Source organism: Bacillus sp. JJ664 (assembly GCF_036962205.1).
GTDB lineage: Bacteria > Bacillota > Bacilli > Bacillales > Bacillaceae_G > Gottfriedia.
The window spans coordinates 1-18,397 of the sequence record NZ_JBALMS010000078.1 but is presented as its reverse complement, the minus strand read 5'-3'; the positions used below and the strand labels follow the sequence as shown (position 1 = coordinate 18,397).

The 18,397-nt window shown below is 32.4% G+C and carries 15 protein-coding genes; 4 read left to right on the top strand and 11 right to left on the bottom strand.

The features are described from left to right. The first annotated feature begins 156 nt into the window (after positions 1-156). Positions 157-1,272, top strand: coding sequence for an aminopeptidase (locus V7056_RS13510; RefSeq protein WP_192603035.1), 1,116 nt, complete (start codon positions 157-159; stop codon positions 1,270-1,272). A 342-nt stretch (positions 1,273-1,614) separates the two neighbouring features. On the opposite strand, the gene V7056_RS13505 is transcribed toward V7056_RS13510, so the two are convergent. From V7056_RS13505 to V7056_RS13475, 7 genes are all read right to left on the bottom strand, one after another. Next, positions 1,615-2,823, bottom strand: a complete 1,209-nt coding sequence (locus V7056_RS13505; RefSeq protein ID WP_499702737.1) for a dicarboxylate/amino acid:cation symporter — start codon at positions 2,821-2,823, stop codon at positions 1,615-1,617. 146 nt (positions 2,824-2,969) lie between these two features. Beyond that, a complete protein-coding gene (locus V7056_RS13500; RefSeq protein ID WP_499702735.1) occupies positions 2,970-4,001 on the bottom strand; it encodes a LacI family DNA-binding transcriptional regulator in 1,032 nt (343 codons plus the stop codon). 105 nt (positions 4,002-4,106) lie between these two features. Then, complete coding sequence (locus tag V7056_RS13495) at positions 4,107-5,675, bottom strand: alpha-amylase family glycosyl hydrolase (protein ID WP_499702733.1); 1,569 nt, start codon at positions 5,673-5,675, stop codon at positions 4,107-4,109. A gap of 75 nt (positions 5,676-5,750) precedes the next feature. Continuing rightward, positions 5,751-6,614 (bottom strand): sugar ABC transporter permease, encoded by an 864-nt coding sequence (locus V7056_RS13490; RefSeq protein ID WP_499702732.1) that lies wholly within the window; start codon positions 6,612-6,614, stop codon positions 5,751-5,753. Between the two features lies 1 nt (position 6,615). Beyond that, positions 6,616-8,037, bottom strand: coding sequence for a carbohydrate ABC transporter permease (locus V7056_RS13485; RefSeq protein WP_499702730.1), 1,422 nt, complete (start codon positions 8,035-8,037; stop codon positions 6,616-6,618). Positions 8,038-8,191: 154 nt separating this feature from the next. After that, entirely contained in the window at positions 8,192-9,535 is a 1,344-nt protein-coding gene (locus tag V7056_RS13480) for a sugar ABC transporter substrate-binding protein (protein WP_499702729.1), read from the bottom strand. A gap of 320 nt (positions 9,536-9,855) precedes the next feature. Further along, positions 9,856-10,626 (bottom strand): DUF1189 family protein, encoded by a 771-nt coding sequence (locus tag V7056_RS13475; protein ID WP_499702728.1) that lies wholly within the window; start codon positions 10,624-10,626, stop codon positions 9,856-9,858. Positions 10,627-10,809: 183 nt separating this feature from the next. Here V7056_RS13475 and V7056_RS13470 point away from each other — a divergent pair, with 183 nt between their 5' ends. Then, positions 10,810-12,561, top strand: coding sequence for a glycoside hydrolase family 13 protein (locus tag V7056_RS13470; RefSeq protein WP_499702726.1), 1,752 nt, complete (start codon positions 10,810-10,812; stop codon positions 12,559-12,561). Between the two features lie 116 nt (positions 12,562-12,677). Next, entirely contained in the window at positions 12,678-14,069 is a 1,392-nt protein-coding gene (locus tag V7056_RS13465) for an MATE family efflux transporter (protein ID WP_499702724.1), read from the top strand. A 50-nt stretch (positions 14,070-14,119) separates the two neighbouring features. Here V7056_RS13465 and V7056_RS13460 read toward each other — a convergent pair whose 3' ends face one another. Together V7056_RS13460 and V7056_RS13455 are read right to left on the bottom strand one after the other, a co-directional pair. Next, positions 14,120-14,389 carry a DUF1292 domain-containing protein gene (locus V7056_RS13460; protein ID WP_499702723.1) on the bottom strand — a complete coding sequence of 90 codons (270 nt, stop codon included), beginning with the start codon at positions 14,387-14,389 and terminating at the stop codon, positions 14,120-14,122. Between the two features lie 112 nt (positions 14,390-14,501). Next, positions 14,502-15,005 (bottom strand): hypothetical protein, encoded by a 504-nt coding sequence (locus tag V7056_RS13455; protein WP_499702721.1) that lies wholly within the window; start codon positions 15,003-15,005, stop codon positions 14,502-14,504. 176 nt (positions 15,006-15,181) lie between these two features. Here V7056_RS13455 and V7056_RS13450 point away from each other — a divergent pair, with 176 nt between their 5' ends. Then, positions 15,182-15,487 carry a hypothetical protein gene (locus tag V7056_RS13450; RefSeq protein ID WP_499702719.1) on the top strand — a complete coding sequence of 102 codons (306 nt, stop codon included), beginning with the start codon at positions 15,182-15,184 and terminating at the stop codon, positions 15,485-15,487. A gap of 122 nt (positions 15,488-15,609) precedes the next feature. Here V7056_RS13450 and V7056_RS13445 read toward each other — a convergent pair whose 3' ends face one another. Together V7056_RS13445 and V7056_RS13440 are read right to left on the bottom strand one after the other, a co-directional pair. Further along, a complete protein-coding gene (locus V7056_RS13445) occupies positions 15,610-16,197 on the bottom strand; it encodes a hypothetical protein (RefSeq protein WP_499702717.1) in 588 nt (195 codons plus the stop codon). Positions 16,198-16,413: 216 nt separating this feature from the next. After that, complete coding sequence (locus V7056_RS13440; protein WP_499702715.1) at positions 16,414-17,739, bottom strand: Na+/H+ antiporter NhaC family protein; 1,326 nt, start codon at positions 17,737-17,739, stop codon at positions 16,414-16,416. Positions 17,740-18,397 lie beyond the last annotated feature (658 nt).

Sequence of the window (18,397 nt, the reverse complement as noted above, 5' to 3'; positions counted from 1 at the left end):
ACTTATTTCGTATTATACTACAAATTTTACCAAACACTAAATATGTCATTTTATAAGTTTTCAAATTCTTTAGTAAAAAAAGAATACTATCAGTAAACAAAACTGACCAAATAGTTTACAATAGTATTATAGACTTAAATATTGGAGGGAATTTTCATGAAAGATCCACGAATTGCTAAGTTAGCAAAAAACTTAATCAATTACTCAGTAAAATTACAACCAGGTGAAAAAATCCTGATTGAGAACTTTAAACTTGAAACTGAATTAGTAACTGCACTTGTAAAAGAAGCATATGCTGCCGGTGGTTTTCCTTTCGTTTCAATTAAAGATCATAAAGTAGACCGCGCATTACTAATGGGTGCTACAGAAGAACATTTCAATAAAATTGCTGATTATGAAGCAAATGTAATGAAAGACATGGATGCGTACATTGGTTTACGTTCTGGTGTTAATATTAGCGAACTGTCTGATGTGCCAGATGAAAAAACAAAAATCCATGGTAAAACAGTAGGTCATAAAGTACATAGAGAAATCCGTGTTCCAAAAACAAGATGGGTTGTATTACGTTTCCCTACGGACTCAATGGCTCAATCTGCAAAAATGAGCACTGAAGCATTCGAAGATTTCTACTTCGATGTATGTAATCTTGACTATGGTAAAATGGACAAAGCAATGGATGCTCTTGTAGCGTTAATGAACCGTACAGACAAAGTATCAATCAAAGGTCCTGGTACTGATTTAACATTCTCAATTAAAGATATCCCTGCAATTAAATGTGCTGGTGAAATGAATATTCCTGATGGAGAAGTATTTACTGCACCTGTACGTGATTCGGTAAATGGTACGCTTTCTTACAACACTCCATCTCCAAACAATGGCTTTACGTTTGAAAATGTTCAGCTTAAGTTTAAAGATGGAAAAATTGTTGAAGCTACTGCAAATGATTCTGAACGAATCAACAAGATTTTTGACACAGATGAAGGCGCACGTTTCATTGGTGAATTCGCAATTGGTGTAAACCCATATATCTTACACCCAATGGGAGACATTTTATTCGACGAAAAAATCGATGGAAGCTTCCACTTCACTCCTGGTCAAGCATATGACGAAGCATACAATGGAAACAACTCAAACATTCACTGGGATATGGTTTGTATCCAACGTCCAGAATACGGTGGCGGAGAAATCTATTTCGATGACGTATTAATCCGTAAAGATGGCCGCTTCGTAGTTGAAGAATTACTAGGCTTAAATCCTGAAAATCTAAAATAATAATGAATTGGAAATACCACATATTTTTTGAATATGTGGTATTTTTTTTGAAAATTTATTCATTTGACTTGCACATTGATTCATATAGGGGAATACCTTGCTTTGAAAATGAAATATTAAATAGGGAAATCACTTGATTCCATAATACCAATTACATTCTCACCCCAACATCAGGATTTGCAACCAGGAATTGAGTCAATTATGAATCCAGTTCTGATATCGACATGAAACATCCTATAGTGTAAATCTTCGAATCATAAAAAAATGGGAACTAATTAACATCTAATTAGTTCCCATTTCTTGTCCTATTTAAATGTTTTCTCTCTGCTTAGTGAACTTCTCTTAAGCAGATTTCTTACCATTCGTCATTCGTTCTACAAGCATAGTTGCAGATAAGTCCCCTGTTGCATTTAACATCGTTGCAGGTGGATCGATAATTGTACTGATTGCTGCTAGAATTGGTAAGGCTTCAACTGGCAATCCAAATAATGAAAGGATTAACATCTCACCAATCATTCCACCATTAGGTATCGCTCCCATTACCATTCCAACTAAGAGTGCAATTCCGATTGTCACAAGATATATATTTAATCCTGAGAAATTCATGTGGAATACACCGAATGCGAAGGCAATTTTTACAACGCCTCCCATTACAGATCCGTCTTTATGAAGCGCACTTGCAAGTGGAATAACAGTTTCTCTTACGTTTTTAGACACGCCCATTTTTTCAGCTGATTCAAAGTTGGTAGGAATTGTAGCAGCACTACTACAAGTACCAAGTGATGTTAACGTTGAAGGGATAACATTTTTCCAATAAATGATAAAACCTTCTCGGCCACCAGCCATATAAGCAAATATACTATATACAATAAAATATAATAAAATAGCTGTTACATAGTATAGTATAAATACTCTTGCATACGATCCTACTAGTTCTTTCCCATAAGTTGGTACAAGATAAGCAAAATATGCTCCAAGTCCAAGTGGCGCAAGATACATAATATAGTTGACCATATTCATAATAACAATATTACCACTTGATAATAATTTCTTAACAATGTCAGCTTTTTCTCCAGCTTTATTAGTAGCCAAGCCGACCAAAACAGCAAATACGATAATTGCCATCATATTGCTACGAGAAAATAATCCAGAAAAATCACTAACTGTAAATGTATTAACAATCTGTTCAGCCACTGATAAATCTCCAGTAGCTTCAGGTTTAACGATTGGAATATTTACTCCATGTGCAGGTGGATAGATTTTCATAACAACGAGCATGATGACCGCGGAAATAACACCTGTAAATAAGAAAACGCCAGACATATTTCTAATCATTTTCCCAAAATTTTCTCCTCCGCCATTCGCAAAGCTTGATGCGATTGAGAAAAATACAAGCGGTACAACAACAACAAATAATAAATTTAAAAACAAGTCCCCTATTGGCTTAAGGACGATTCCAACATTTTCTGACATTAAACCGATCATTGAACCTATTACAATGCTAATAAGTAAAATAAACGGAAATGCATAATTTTTCCAAGAAAACTTCATAAAGTTCCTCCTAATCTAGTTGCTATTATTGATAGTATAACGAAAAATCTATTTTTTGTACCCCTTTATTAAAATTCCAATAGATTTAATAAAAGTAAAAAGAGAACACATAACAAAATGTGTTCTTCTTTTTACGAAACATTAAACTATTTTTTCGATTGCTCTTCTAAGCTCGATTGTCTCTCAACTATACGATAAGGTACAATCACACTCTTTGAATGTGTATCATTTGATTGAATTCGGTCAATTACTAGTTTAGTAGCTTCATTTCCAAGTTGAAATATATTTACATCAACAGATGAAAGTCTAGGTGTCGCTAGTTCTGCTAGTACTAAATTATTAAAGCTAATCACCGATACCTGTTCAGGTACTTGTTTCCCTAAATCTGCTAATGAACTTAATATACCTAATGCGATAATATCATCGGCTGCTACAATAGCAGTTGGAGGCTCTTCTAATCTCATCAAATGATCAATCGAAGCTTTCCCACTTTCTAATAGGAAGTCATCATGAAAAATATATTCTTCATTTAATGGTAATCCAGATAATTTCATTGCATCACAATAACCACTTAGTCTCTCCTGTGTTACAAGAAAATCCCTACTACCACCTACAAAAGCAATTTTTTGATGCCCTTTACGGATAAAAGTGTTCGTAACTTCTCTAGCTGCACCGTAATTGTCATTATCAATATAGGTAATTTGTTCAACATGTTGATATGGTTTACCAACAAGAACGAACGGAAACTCTTGTTTCAATAAATATTGGATAATTGGGTCATTTTCTCGTGAGTATAGAAGAATAATTCCATCTACACGTTTTCCCATGACCATTTTTTCTACTGCTTCAAGTATTTGCTCCTCTGTTTCCCCAGTTGAGAGTAGTAAAGAATAATCCTTCATATGAGCAGTTGAACTGATTCCCCTAATGACCTCAGGGAAAAAAGGATTTTGGAATGATTTACTTGCCGAACTCGGCATAACGATCCCTAATGTTTGAGATGTTTGATTCGCTAAGTTACGTGCATTTATATTAGGATGATATCCTAGATCCTCCATTATTCTTTTTACTTTTCGTTTTGTACGATCACTAATCAGTGAACTATCTGAGATAACACGAGAAACTGTAGAAGGGGCAACTCCAGCTGCTTTGGCTACATCATTTATTGTAACGCCCATCATAACACCTCATTTTCTCTAGCTTTAAGATTATTTATATACAAGTTATCTATTCTGCGATTAAATATATGATATCACTATCATAGGGGTTCTTGATATAGTACATTATTTTTGGACTTCGAGAATAATTGTTCCATAACCATTTAAAGTAAGATTTGATTGATTGAAAGTAGCTTGATTCATATATAAATTCTTGATGATTTTCTCTTTTACATTCAATTTAATCGGCTCTGCTTCAATATTATGAATGACTAAAACCTTTTGGTTCTGACTTTCTCTAAAATAAGATAAACTTGATCCTTCATTATATGGACCTTCTATAAAATCACTAAAAATATCAAATGCCTCATTATTATTTCTAACTGATATTAAATTTTTATAATGAGAGAACATTGATAGAGGATTTTTTCTTTGTTCATCTAATGAAGCAAGCTCTTTATTTAAAATAATCGGTTCCCACTTAGTCGTACCTTCTGTAAGTGCTTTATTCCACTTAAATGGTTCGCGAATTTGCTCATCCGGCTTTTGTCCCAACATTCCTAATTCCTCACCATAATAAACATAGGCAATTCCAGGTAATGTTAAATAAATACTTGCTGCTAATTTTGCTTGATCAATATTTCCATTTAATTGGCTTGCTACACGATTTTGGTCATGATTACTAATAAATATTGAATCAATAAATCGTTGACCATCCTTTAATTTTTTCCCTTCAATTTCGTTTGAAAAGAAAGAATGAAAGTCAAATGCAGTGCCTGTTTTCACAACACGCATGATTTGATCTGAACCATCAAAATTAAACATTGAATCAAATGATTCATAATATCTCTTTTGGTCATTAATCGGTTTCCAAACTTCTGCTATTACAAATGCATCTGGATTGGTTTTCTTAACATTAGACGTATATTCTTTCCAAAAATTCACATTTTTGCCGAGTACATTTGTACCACGTTTATATTCACTTGGTTCAAATCCCATTGCTGCGGCGTCTAGACGAAATCCATCAATCCCTTTATCTAGCCAAAAATTTGAGATTTTATATATTTCATTTCGTACATCTTCATTATCTAAATTTAAATCAGGCATTCCTTCCCAAAAAAATGCATGATAGAATTGTTTCCCTGCACGATACCATGGTCCTTTTAATGGAAAATCCTTGTCTTTCCCATCATTGAAAATATAATAATCCTTATATTTCCCTTCACCTTTAACAGCTTTTTTAAACCAAGGATGCTGAATTGATGTATGATTAAACACCATGTCCATCATAATTTTTATATTTTTTTCTTTTGCAGTTTTTAATAGATTTTCAAAGTCGTTCATCGTACCAAATTTTGGATCAATAGCATAGTAATCTAAGACATCATATTTATGGTATGAAGGAGATGGGTGAATCGGATTGAGATAAATACATTGAATGCCAAGTTCTTTTAAATAATCCAATTTATTTTCTATCCCTTTTAAATCACCATATCCATCATTATTTGAATCTGCAAATGATATTGGGAATAAAGAATAGCATGTTCGAACATCTTCACTAAAGGTCTTACTTATATTAACATTTTTGATTTTCTTATCTTCAATCGGTGTAATCTTTTTTGTTGTAGTTTGATTCGAACATCCAATTAGTGAGGCAATACATAATAAGGCGACTAGCGTTTTTATTGATTTCATCTTCTGCCCTCATTTTGAAAAAAGAGTGAGATACTAGACCTCACTCTGTTCATTTTTATATTTTACTAAGGTTTCTTAGCCTTTGTTAGCACCTGCAGTTACACCTTGAATAATGTATTTTTGTAACCATACATATAAAATCGTAATTGGAACGGCAACTAAAACTGCACCAGCAGCAAACATTGTAAAGTTTTGGTTGGTTTGACCTTTAATTAATTCAAATAAACCGATTGCTAATGTTTTCTTTTCATTTGAGCTAATTAACAAACGTGGAAGGATGAAGTCCATCCAAGGTGCCATAAATTGTGTTAAGGCAACGAATGTTAAAATTGGTTTTGATAAAGGTAAAATAATTTTAAAGAAAATTTGTGTCTTCGTCGCTCCATCAATCATTGCTGATTCATCTAACGCTTTTGGTACTGCACCTAGGTAACCTTTGATTAACCAAGTATTGAATGGAATTTGTCCTGCTGCATATACCAATACTAATCCTAAGTGATTATTTAATAATCCAAAGTTTAAGAATAAGATGTAAATCGCAATCATTCCCATAAATGAAGGGAACATTTGTAATACAAGAATCGCAACCATACCGAATTTTTTCCCTTTAAATTTAAAGCGAGAAAATACATATGCTGCCGAAGTTGATAAAAATACTGAAATGACCATGTTCAATAATGCAATCTTTAATGTATTCCAGTACCATAGAGAAAACTTTGTCTTCTCAAATAATTCTTTATAGTGTTCAATAGTTGGATTTTTCGGGATTGGCGTTGCACTTGCAAGTCCTGTTGACTCTCCAAATGACGAACCTACAATCCAAATAATCGGAAATAAAACAACGATCGCAACTAATATTAATAAAATGTAAGTTAATGATGTTAATAATGCGCTTCCAAAATTAAAACTCTTCTTGTTCATTTTTGTATTTGTAGACATTTTAGAACTCCTCCTCTTTAAATTGCTTTGTACGAGTAAAGTTCCAAGCAGAAATAGATCCGATAATTAAGAAGATTAGAATCGACATAACAGACGCCATATTATACATACGATTATCTAAAGTCAATTTGTAAATCCACGTAATAAGGATATCTGTAGATCCAGCAAACTGGTAATTCGGATTAGCTGGTCCACCTTCTGTTAAGAAATAGATAACGTTGAAATTATTAAAGTTTGTAGCAAATGACATAATTAATAGTGGTGCAGTTGCAGCAAGTACTAATGGGAAAGTAATTTTCCAAAATTCTTGCGTTCTTGTTGCACCGTCAATCTTAGCAGCTTCATAAATTTCTTTATCTAAGCTAGTCATAACCCCAGTCATTAAAGCCATAAAGTAAGGGAATCCTAACCATAAGTTAATGACAATGATTGTTGCACGAGCAACGTTTGGATGATTAGAGTCTGTAAACCATCCGATTCGTTCAGCAGTTAAGCCGATATCTACTAAGAACTGAGAGATTGGACCAAATTGGCCATTAAATAATGTTTTAAATACTAAAAGTGAAATCATACTTGGAATTGCCCAAGGTAAGATAAAAATTGTACGCCAGAATTTTTTTCCTTTTACTCGATTACTATTTACGACTACTGCCATAAACAATCCACCGAAGAAACATGTTACTGTTGATAAGATTGCCCAAACGAATGTCCAAGTAAATACGCCAGTAAATGTATGTGTCCAAATCGGTAATGAAAATAAATTAACGAAGTTGTCGAATCCAACCCAGCTTACTAGTTTAGTAGGCGGTAAGTGGAATTTATTATAATCTGTGAATGCGATTAATACGCCAAAAATGATAGGCATTAAAGAAATTAATGTCAACATGATCATTGATGGAATTAGAACGATAAATTCAAACATTCCATCCCATAAGTCTCTTAAGTATTCTCTTGAAGTTTGTACAAAGTTTGTTTCATTTAAAGTTCTTCTTACTTTATACGCGTCTTTTATGTTCCAATAGTAAATTCCTATAAGTACTGAAATAAATATTAATGCAATAATTCCATTTATTAAAAGTACAATTGAGTGATCACCTTCAGTTAGTCCAGTGATTCCCATCGTACGAGGCTGTGTACCCAGTGTTACTAATCCCCAAAAACCTTTTATAAAAAATCCACCATTTTCTCTTAAATAGAAACCTTCAGAAAGATCAGCTTTTGAATAGTGACCAGTTGCAACCTCAATTACTACAACCAATACTTGTATTGCAAAGAAGAATAAACCTTTTAAAAATTGCTTGTTTACGACTTGTCCAAGTCCCCAAATAAAGACTGACAGAATGGCTGGCAGTGATGGGTTCATTTTTTTTGATCCGTTATCAGGTATACTAGGCTTTTGTTCATTAACTTTCGCCGTTGCCATATCTTTTCTCCCCCTTCCGTACCAAAAATCGGTACCCGTTTATGCAAAACAATATCTTATTATCTAAAATTATGCAAATAGCAGAAACCGTTTGCATAATTAGTTGATAATACAGCCTCTCAGATTTTGAGAGGCTGTAATGATACTAGATTGATTATTTACCTGCACCACTTTGTAATGCTTCGAAATCTTCAACAGCTTTCTTTTGTGCTTCTTCAGGTGACATTAAGCCATCCCAAACGTTTACGATCATATTTTTAGCAGGATCCCACCAGTTAGCCATTTCTGGAATAGAAGGCATTGGTTTTGAGAATGCTGCTTGAGCTGCAACACCTTGAAGTAATACATCATCACTTAAACCAGGAACTTCACTTGCATATTGCTCTTTAAGAGCTGGTAATTTACCAGTTGTTTTGTATAAAGCTTCTGCACCTTCTTTAGAACCTAAGAACATTGCGAATACACGAGCAGCCGCTGGATGTTTAGAGTAAGAAGATACGTTTGCAATTTGGTTACCAGAGAAAGTTACAGGTTGGTTACCATTAATTTTTGGAAGTTGAGCAATTCCAAATTCAAATTTATTTTTGTCAGCACCTTTTTTCACATCACCGATCGCCCATGGACCAGTAATTAAGAATGGTGTTTTACCTTTAGCAAATTCTAAAGTAGTTGTATCGTTTGTAGCATCTGCAGAGTTTACATCCCACTCAGGACGAACTGCTTTTAAAGCTTCTAGACCAGCTTTTGCTTCTGCTGTATCGAATCCGATTTTAGAAGCATCTGTTCCATCTTTACCGAATAAATCATAACCGTTAGCAGATAAGAAGAAGTAACTCATGTAAGAGTTTCCAACTTCCCAACGAACTGTCCATTGGTTTTTCTTTTTATTATTATATGTTTTAGCTAAGTCAGAAATTTGAGACCAATCAGTAGGTGCAGCATCTGAACCAGTTAATTCTTTTAATAATGTTTTGTTATAGAATAATGCAACCGATTCTGTAGAAATTGGTACACCATAAGCTTGACCATCGCTCATTACAGTACCAACTGAAGAATCTAAGAAACGATCTTTAATTTGATCAGTGTATTGTCCCATTGGTCCAATAATTGCTGATTCTAATGAAGCACCAATTCCATCATGTGGTTGTACGAAAACGTCTGCACCTAATCCAGCTTCACCATCAAGTTCCATTTTAGCACGTGTATCAACCGCACCAACTTTTTCATACTCAACTTTTACTTTTGGATATTTAGCATTGAAAGCCTCAATGATAGCGTTTGCATAATCATCATTATCTAACCATACTTTTAATGGAGCTTCACCATTTAGTACTTCTTTTTCCATTTTGTAACCTTTTGCTTGTTCATCCCAAGGAAGGTCATCTTTCTTTTTGTCTTTAGCAGTGTTTGTAGTATCTTTTGAAGATCCACATCCAGCTAATGCACCTAAACTTAAGCTTACCGTTGCAAATACAGCAAACATTGATTTTAGTTTCACTTTTGTTTCCCCCTAACAAGGTTATATTTTTCATAAAGTATAGCAAGCGCTTTCACACTTTTATATTAATCTACTAAAATATGAAAGTCAAACAAATTAGTATATTTTTATTTTTATATTAACTGTTGATATAAGCGCTTACATTTTGCTTTTTTTAGAAATTCTTCTTACATCATAAACGATGAAGACAAAATTATATAGAGCTTTTCCATTTAAATATATTGGACAATTTGGTAATAAATAACATATTTTTTTCTTAATTTTTAGTAAATTTAAAAATAATAGGAGGAATGTTCTTCCTCCCCTTGACAGTACTGTATTTATACGACTCGATTATATTTACGATAGACATAGTATGCAAATAAAATCACACCAAAATTAAAGGCAATATATAGAAATGCGATTGAAAAGATCGTTCCAATCATAAACGCAAAAATAGCTGGCAAAGTTGCTGCATATGATAGAAATGAGAAGAATTGCCTATAAGTCAACTTTTTAGAATTTCCAATATTAAATAATAAAGCCATTAACGATACAATTGCGATATAAATAATATTCGTAACAATCGTTATTGGGTAAAATAATTGCATCATCATTGCAACTGCTTGCATTTTGACACTTGATACAATTCCAAGTAATATTTGATCAGCATTTTTTTGGTCTAACGCTTTTACTAATTGGTCATTGTATCCCCCATATAGATCAAATCCTAGTAAATTTGCATGGATATGTTTTTCCCCAAAGACAATTGTGATACTTTCTTTGTCGTTCACATCATATTGATCCGTTGGATCAAAAACAATTCGCTGATTTTTAACTTCAATTACTTTTTGTTTATTGTTCTGACAAGAAAGTTGGTCGTCATAATGACAATCAGGTATTTCATTTTCCCAACTAGTGTTTTCATAATATGGTGCAAATACTCTCTCCGCTAATCTTTGTGAATCAGTTTGTATGATTTGAAACACTAATGGAAAAGCAATTAATGAACCAACTAGTATATTTTGGATGAATACATAAATTAGTTTGCTATCTTTTGCTTCATATATACTTTTCAACTTAAATCGCTTTGTAAAAAAGTTTCTGATCAATTCTGCTCCTCCTAGTACATTCTGCTCTTGTCTACTCTATCACATATTATACATTTATAAAGTATGAAATAAAAATCATTCATTTACAAATATGAGCTTTCAAAACAATTGACAATGAAAGCGTTTAATTATACTCTTTTTTTAAGCAAACGATTGTCTAAATAAGTCGCTGGAGGTAGCATAATGTTAAAAGAAGCTATATATCACCGCCCGAAAAACAACTATGCATACGCTTACAATAACGAAACACTTCATATTCGATTACGTACGAAAAAAGATGATGTTTCGTCTGTTCAATTAATTCATGGAGACCCTTACCATTGGGAAGATGGAGCATGGCAAATTAATAAAACAGAAATGAAAATAAGCGGAAGTACGGAATTATTCGATTACTGGTTTGTAGAAATCAAGCCGCCTTTCCGTCGTCTTCGATATGGTTTTGAACTTAGCAATCAAGAGGAAACGCTTGTTTATGCAGAGAGAGGATTTTATAATGAAATCCCAACAGATGATACAGCATATTATTTCTGTTTTCCATTCTTAAACGAAGCTGATATCTTTAAGGCACCTAGTTGGGCTAAAGATACAGTATGGTATCAAATCTTCCCAGAAAGATTTGCAAATGGTGACCCTTCGATTAATCCTAAAGGCACATTAGAGTGGGAAAGCGAAGAACCTGCTACAAATAATTTCTTCGGTGGAGATTTTGAAGGTGTAATACAACATCTAGACCATCTTGTAGAACTTGGAATTGGCGGAATTTATTTCACCCCAATTTTCAAAGCGCATTCAAACCATAAATATGACACGATTGATTATTTGGAAATTGATCCACAATTTGGCACGAAAGAAACATTTAAGAGATTAGTAGATGAGTGCCATGAGCGTAATATTAAAGTCATGTTAGATGCTGTGTTTAATCACAGTGGCTATTTCTTCGAGCCTTTTCAAGATGTATTGCAAAAACAAGAAAAATCAATTTATAAAGACTGGTTCCACTTAAAGGAATTCCCGATTGTGACTGAGCCGACACCAAATTATGATGCTTTTGCTTTTGTACCGTCAATGCCAAAATTAAATACTGAACATCCAGATGTAAAAGCTTACCTTTTAGAAGTTGGTAAGTATTGGGCAAAGGAATTCAATATTGATGGCTGGCGTTTAGACGTTGCAAATGAAGTCGACCATGCATTTTGGAGAGAATTTAGAACAGAAGTTAAATCTGTAAATCCTGACCTTTATATTTTAGGTGAAATATGGCATGATTCAATGCCTTGGTTGCAGGGTGATCAGTTTGATGCTGTTATGAATTATCCATTTACAAATGGTGCATTAGATTTCTTCGCAAAAGATAAGATCTCTGCTGAAGTTTTCACTAACGTGATTAGTGAAGTACTTCATTCTTATCCACAAAATGTAAATGAAGTTGCCTTTAATTTATTAGGTAGCCATGACACACCTCGCGTGTTAACAATTTGTGATGAAAATCTTGAAAAATTAAAGCTATTGTACACATTCCAATTATCATTCCCTGGTGCACCATGCATTTATTATGGTGATGAAATCGGGATGACTGGAAAACAAGATCCAGGTTGCCGCAAATGTATGGTTTGGGAGGAAGAACGTCAAGATCGTGATTTGTTTGAATATGTTCAGACACTTTTAAAACTTCGTAAAGACCATAAAGCAATTGGTAGTGAAGGTACATTTAGTTTTATTGAAGCAAACAATGAAAATAATACAATTGTTTACGCTAAAACATATGAAAGCGATACTTTCGTATATATTTTAAGTAACAACCCAAATGAATTATCAGTCAAAACGCCTGATTTATTCAAAAATAAAACCGTATTTAATGTCATAACAGAAAAAAATGAAACATATAATACAGAGTTTACTCTTGAAGGTTATGGTATCAAAATTATTAAATTATAGGATTTGTTAAATTTATTTTTAACGAAAACCAAATTATAAAATGGAAAGGGTGTCCTAACACAATACATTATTGTATTGAGACATCCTTTTCTTTATTAAAAAGGTAGGGATGAAACATGGAATCTTCAAACAAGATTCAAAGCAATGATAAGCCACTCTCCCTTTTGCATATTACCTGGCCAATATTTATTGAAATATTATTATTCATGTTAATGGGTAGTGTCGATACCCTAATGCTTAGTAAGTATTCTGACCATGCAGTAGCCGCTGTTGGTGTTGCGTCTCAAGTCATGGGCTTAGTAACATTATTATTTGGTTTTGTAACTGCTGGTACATCAATATTAGTTGCTCAATATTTAGGTGCAAAAAATGAGTATAAAGCAAAAGAAGTTTTTACAGTATCTATGATTGCAAACTTTGGGATCGGTATCATCATTAGTATTTTATTATTCTTTTTTTCTTCCTACATTTTAAAATGGATGGGATTAGATCCAGACTTAATCGTAAGAGGAAATTCATTTTTAGAAATCGTTGGCGCATTTATGTTCGTTCAAGCAATTATGATGACAATTTCGGCAACTTTACGTAGTTATGGTTTCACGAAAGATATGATGAAAGTCACTATTTTAATGAACATACTAAATGCTATCGGAAATTATTTTGTCATTTTTGGTCCTTTTGGTTTACCAGTTCTTGGTGAAGCAGGAGTAGCATGGTCTACTTCAATCGCAAGAATAATTTGTACAATACTAATTATTTTTATTTTCATGAAAAGGATTGGCTTTATTTCGTTTAAAAAAGTCCTTCAATCTAAGCCGATTCAGCATTCGAAAAATCTATTTAAAATCGGCGTGCCTGCAGCTGGAGAAAATATTTCATATAATGCCTCTCAAATCGTTATTACGATCTTTATTACAATGATTGGAACTGAGGCTCTGACAACTAAGGTATATGCACAAAATATTATGATGTTTATCTTCTTATTTTCAGTAGCTATTGGGCAGGGTGAACAAATTATCATCGGAAGACTTGTTGGTGCAAGAGATTTAAAAACAGCATATGAACATTGTATCCGCAGTCTAAAATTAGGTATATGTATTTCGACCTTAATGGCTATTATTGCATCTATGTTCTCAAAACCGTTATTTTCAATCTTTACTGATAATGAACAAATTATCCACACAGGGACTTTACTTTTAATTTGTACAATTTTTCTCGAACCTGGTCGAGCTTTTAATTTAATCGTAATCAGTTCTCTACGTGCAGCTGGAGACGTGAAATTCCCCGTCATGATGGGCATTTTATCCATGTGGGGCATTAGTATCCCGATTGCATACATACTAGGAGTTCACTTTAACCTTGGACTTATAGGCGTATGGATTGCATTTATTGCAGATGAATGGATACGTGGATTACTCATGCTTTGGAGATGGCGTTCAAAAAAATGGGAATCTGCTTCATTCGTACAAAGTGAATCAGAAAACGAAACCGTTCCTGCTTCAAGTTAATTTATTAAAAAAGTAGAAATTGATCATCTCAATTTCTACTTTTTTATGTTTTATTCTTCTTCTTTTAGTGATTGATCAAATGCAGCAGATACTTTTTCAAATTCTTCTTCTGTCTCAATATCAAAGAATTCGCCACTTTCTTCTACTCTTAAGAAGAAAACATCCATATCTTCTTCACTCTCTTGTTCTACATCTTCAACTAAGCCAACTGCTATGTATTCTACACCTTCAATGTCAAGTGAACCTAGTACTTCATAATCTTGTTCTTGATCATCTTCATAGCTTAATGTTAGGATTTCGCCTACTTCAATTTTTTCCATGGATTATTGTCCTCTCTACTTCTAGAATTCATTTTACATAAAGTAAATCTAATCTTTATGTTCCCTAAGTGTATCAGATTCATACGAAAAGCTTAAATTTTATTTAGTTTTACTATTTTTTAAATTCAATATAGTTCCCAATACTGTATTCCAACGTGCGACTTTCCCCATCTTTTGTTTGATAAGAAATTCTTATGAACGTATCTTCAAAAGCCTTTCTTACTTGTTCTTCACTAACTCCTTTTGAATAATACACAAATTCTCTATGATATGTTGAACTGTCCCCCATTTTATATTCATTCCCAAACCAATAACGATCTCCATCAATCGAATTGATTTTATATTTCCAAATAGTATGCTCTGGAATATTAATGTTTCGATAAGTAATTTGATTAGAATTTTTCATTTCAAAATCAAATACGATTTTCTTAAAATCACGAATTGAAGGATTACTTAATCCCATCGTACCCACTGCACTATATTCATTTTCCGTTAATTCTCTAACAATTATGTCCATTTTAATTTTTGGTTCGTAAGGTAAGTTGCTACATGAAGTTAATAAAACCAATTGAAAAAAAACAATAAAAGAAACGATCAATTTATTTATTTTTTTCAATATAAAACCTCCTAATAAAATTTTTTTCAAAAATCCAACATTCTAAGCATTTTCTTTATCTCACATTAATATCTTTATAAAAACAAAGATTGTTATGAATCTATGAGTTTATTCATTTGGACAAGTTATGAAATCTATAAATATTGATTCAATTCATATTTTAGGAGGAAATGTTAATGGCAAATTCAGTCATGATTCAAGAACCAACAGTCAATAAGAAACATACAAAATTGAGTTTATTTTTTAACCGTTTCACAAAATCAACTCTTCAAGAAACTTCCCAAACGGAAATATTACATAACGAACTCCGAAACTTGCAAAAGCAATTAGAATATAAAGAAATCAATTTTATCCATGCTGAACCTGAATATATTGATGTTGCTATTATGGAGCTCGAAGCAATTCGTTTAAAATATAGTATTACTGTAAGACAATTAAAAGACATAGTATCTCAAAAAGAAATAGTATATTCTGAAGCATAAAACGGCAGTCTTATTGATTGCCGTTTTTTTTATTAAGTAAAGTGTTTTGAATCAAATAAAATAATAAAACAGAGACATAAAGTGTACATTGTCTCTGTTTTATCATTTGGTTACATATTATTTTATTTCTCGTTCACTTTAAAATCAATTGACGAGCTGATGTTATAGTCTATTTCAACATTTTTACCATTCTTAACAGTTTCTACATAAAAATCTGCACTACCGTTTAAGATATAGTAACCATAAGGCAAGCGTTTTGTATCCATGATCGTTTTCATAAAATCTACATAATCTTTCGGGTCATCACCACTATAACCCCCGCTCCCTACTCTGTATTCTTCACGTAAAGGTTTCCCTTTAACAATAGTTGTTTTCACTAAAGGTTGATTCATTGCATACCCAATATCATAACTTCTCGTTTTCTCTTTAAGATTAAAATAAAACGGAGATGCAGCATGATAAATTGTGACTTGATCGTCATTTCCTACGTATTCCAGTTCCGCATAGATTTTAATCTTTTCATTATCGGCATATTCTTTATTTTCAGAAACAATGCGATAAATAAAATCCTTTACTTTTACCGTAGAATAATGATTCATTACTTTGTAATCATCCAAAACTGACTCTTTCTTCTTTGTTTCCTCATTAGCTGTACAGCTTGATAAAATGAATACAAACATCACTGTAAATAACATACCTAACTTTTTCATACCGAACCCCCACGTCTATTCTAACTGGAATCTTTTAAATGATAGGTTCTGTTAATGGTTTATTTTATTAACAGAGCCAATTAAAATGATAAAGTCTAATCAATTTCTAATTTTAGCAGAATAAATAATATTCTAAAGGTACTTTCAACCTATTAAATAAATGGTCTCAATAAAAAACACTTCTTCCTATTGAAAAAGTGTTTTCTAATAAATAATTTATGAACTAATCTCATAACTCGTTTGATAATTTTTACGTCTTTTCGCAAATGAAACAAATAATGTTAAGCATGGTAGAATCCATAAAAATATCGCATATGGTATATAGTCAAACAATTCCATATTCACAACAGTGCTACTCATAATTGCAAGTACATTCCAAGGGATCATTGCTGGAAAAAGCAATGTTGTGTCACTCATAATTCGTGCCAGTTCTTCTTTACTATATTTATTTGACCAATGAGAAAGGAAAGAACGACCAGTAAGAATAATCGGCATTGTTTGGTTTCCAGCTATTATACATATAAACAGAGATGCAATGACAGTTTTAAAAGAATCTGACATCATAGATGTTGATGATAAGAGCCATTTATCCAAGATGGGTTGAATTACATTTAACTCTTCAAGTAGTGCATTATATACTCCTGCAATTGCAATAAACAGTAGTAAGCTATACATATGAATTAGACCCCCGCCTAATCCCTCAATTCCATACCAAAGTGCATGTACAATCTCCGAAAAAGAAATACCATGAAACATAGCTATGAAACTACTAGATAAAATACTAATAACATAAGATACGATAATGTTTAATCTGAATAAAACAAGCAAAACTAACAAAATAGGCGGTATAAAATGAATGAATGAGATCTTTTGTACGTTCTCTAGTTCATTATGTATGACTGAAAGATTACTTCCATACTTAACATCCATCATGCTAAAAAATAATCCTGTCATTAAGATTGCTAAGATGGAAGTTAAAAGCATTGCTTTCCCTTGTTTTTTAACAGTTGTTTCTAAAATATTGGCTAACAGTTGATGAGCACTTGAAAATGGTGAAGTTCGGTCTCCCACAAATGCCCCTGAAATAACAGCACCAGCCGTAATTTCTAATGGAATGTGTAATAATATTGCAGTACTCATTAACGGTACACCTAAAGCACTTAATGTTCCGATTGATGAACCGAGTATCATTGAAAAAATCATTGTTGTAAGAAAACAAAAAACGAAAAAATGATGTGGATTAATCGCTTGTAATGTAATAGAAACCATCGAGTTAATTGTTCCAGACAAAAACCAAGACGGTAGCAAAAAGCTAATTAAAAATAAAATCATTAATACAATTTTTACTTTCCCGATTCCTTTATATCCTACCTTCAACATACTCTTAACATCATAACCTTTTTTTACGCTTAAAAAGATTAAGAAAAGCAGCCCTGGTAAAATGCCAAAGACAAGTGAAAAATGTAATATAACGGAAGTAATAATTCCAGTTAATGTAATAAAAATAAGTAAACTCGCTTGCCTTACAGAGTATTGCTCCATTTCTGTCTCCTTCTTTCAAAAAGCTTGCTTCCTTTATTATAATGATAGAAATGAATGCTTGTAAATTTTACAACGATTAAAATTCAATTAAAAAGCACTACTTCTAGTTTTCCTTAAGTAATGCTTCTTCTATTATTTATGCGAAAACAAAAAACAGAATAAGACAGAAAAAGTAACCGACATGTAGAAATAGAAAAACTAATACACTCTTTATTTTTCTATGCAGTAACATGTACTTCAAAACTAAACAATGTCCAAATAGGATTAAAATTGATATTACCCACCCATATAAAAAAGCTTGTAGTAAATAAACATTCATTCCAAATTTTTCACTATTTCTTGTTATAGCCTCACGTAAAAAAGCAAAAATATAAAATACTGACCAGTAATTAAAAAAAGCTACAATTACCAGCAAAAAAAGTATGGTTTGCGCATAGTGGCCGATCAACCATTTAAAAATCTTTCTTGACCACACATTTATCGCACTAGTTTTTTTGATCAATACAATCACTTCCTTTAAGCCTTTGCAAAGTTGTAATATGGATTCCATTGAACAAAAAACTTATCTTTTCTACTGATTATACGTAAGTTATTAATCTATCAAATTTTAAAATGATGACAATATTTTTATTACGCAACTTTTATGAAAACGTAAACC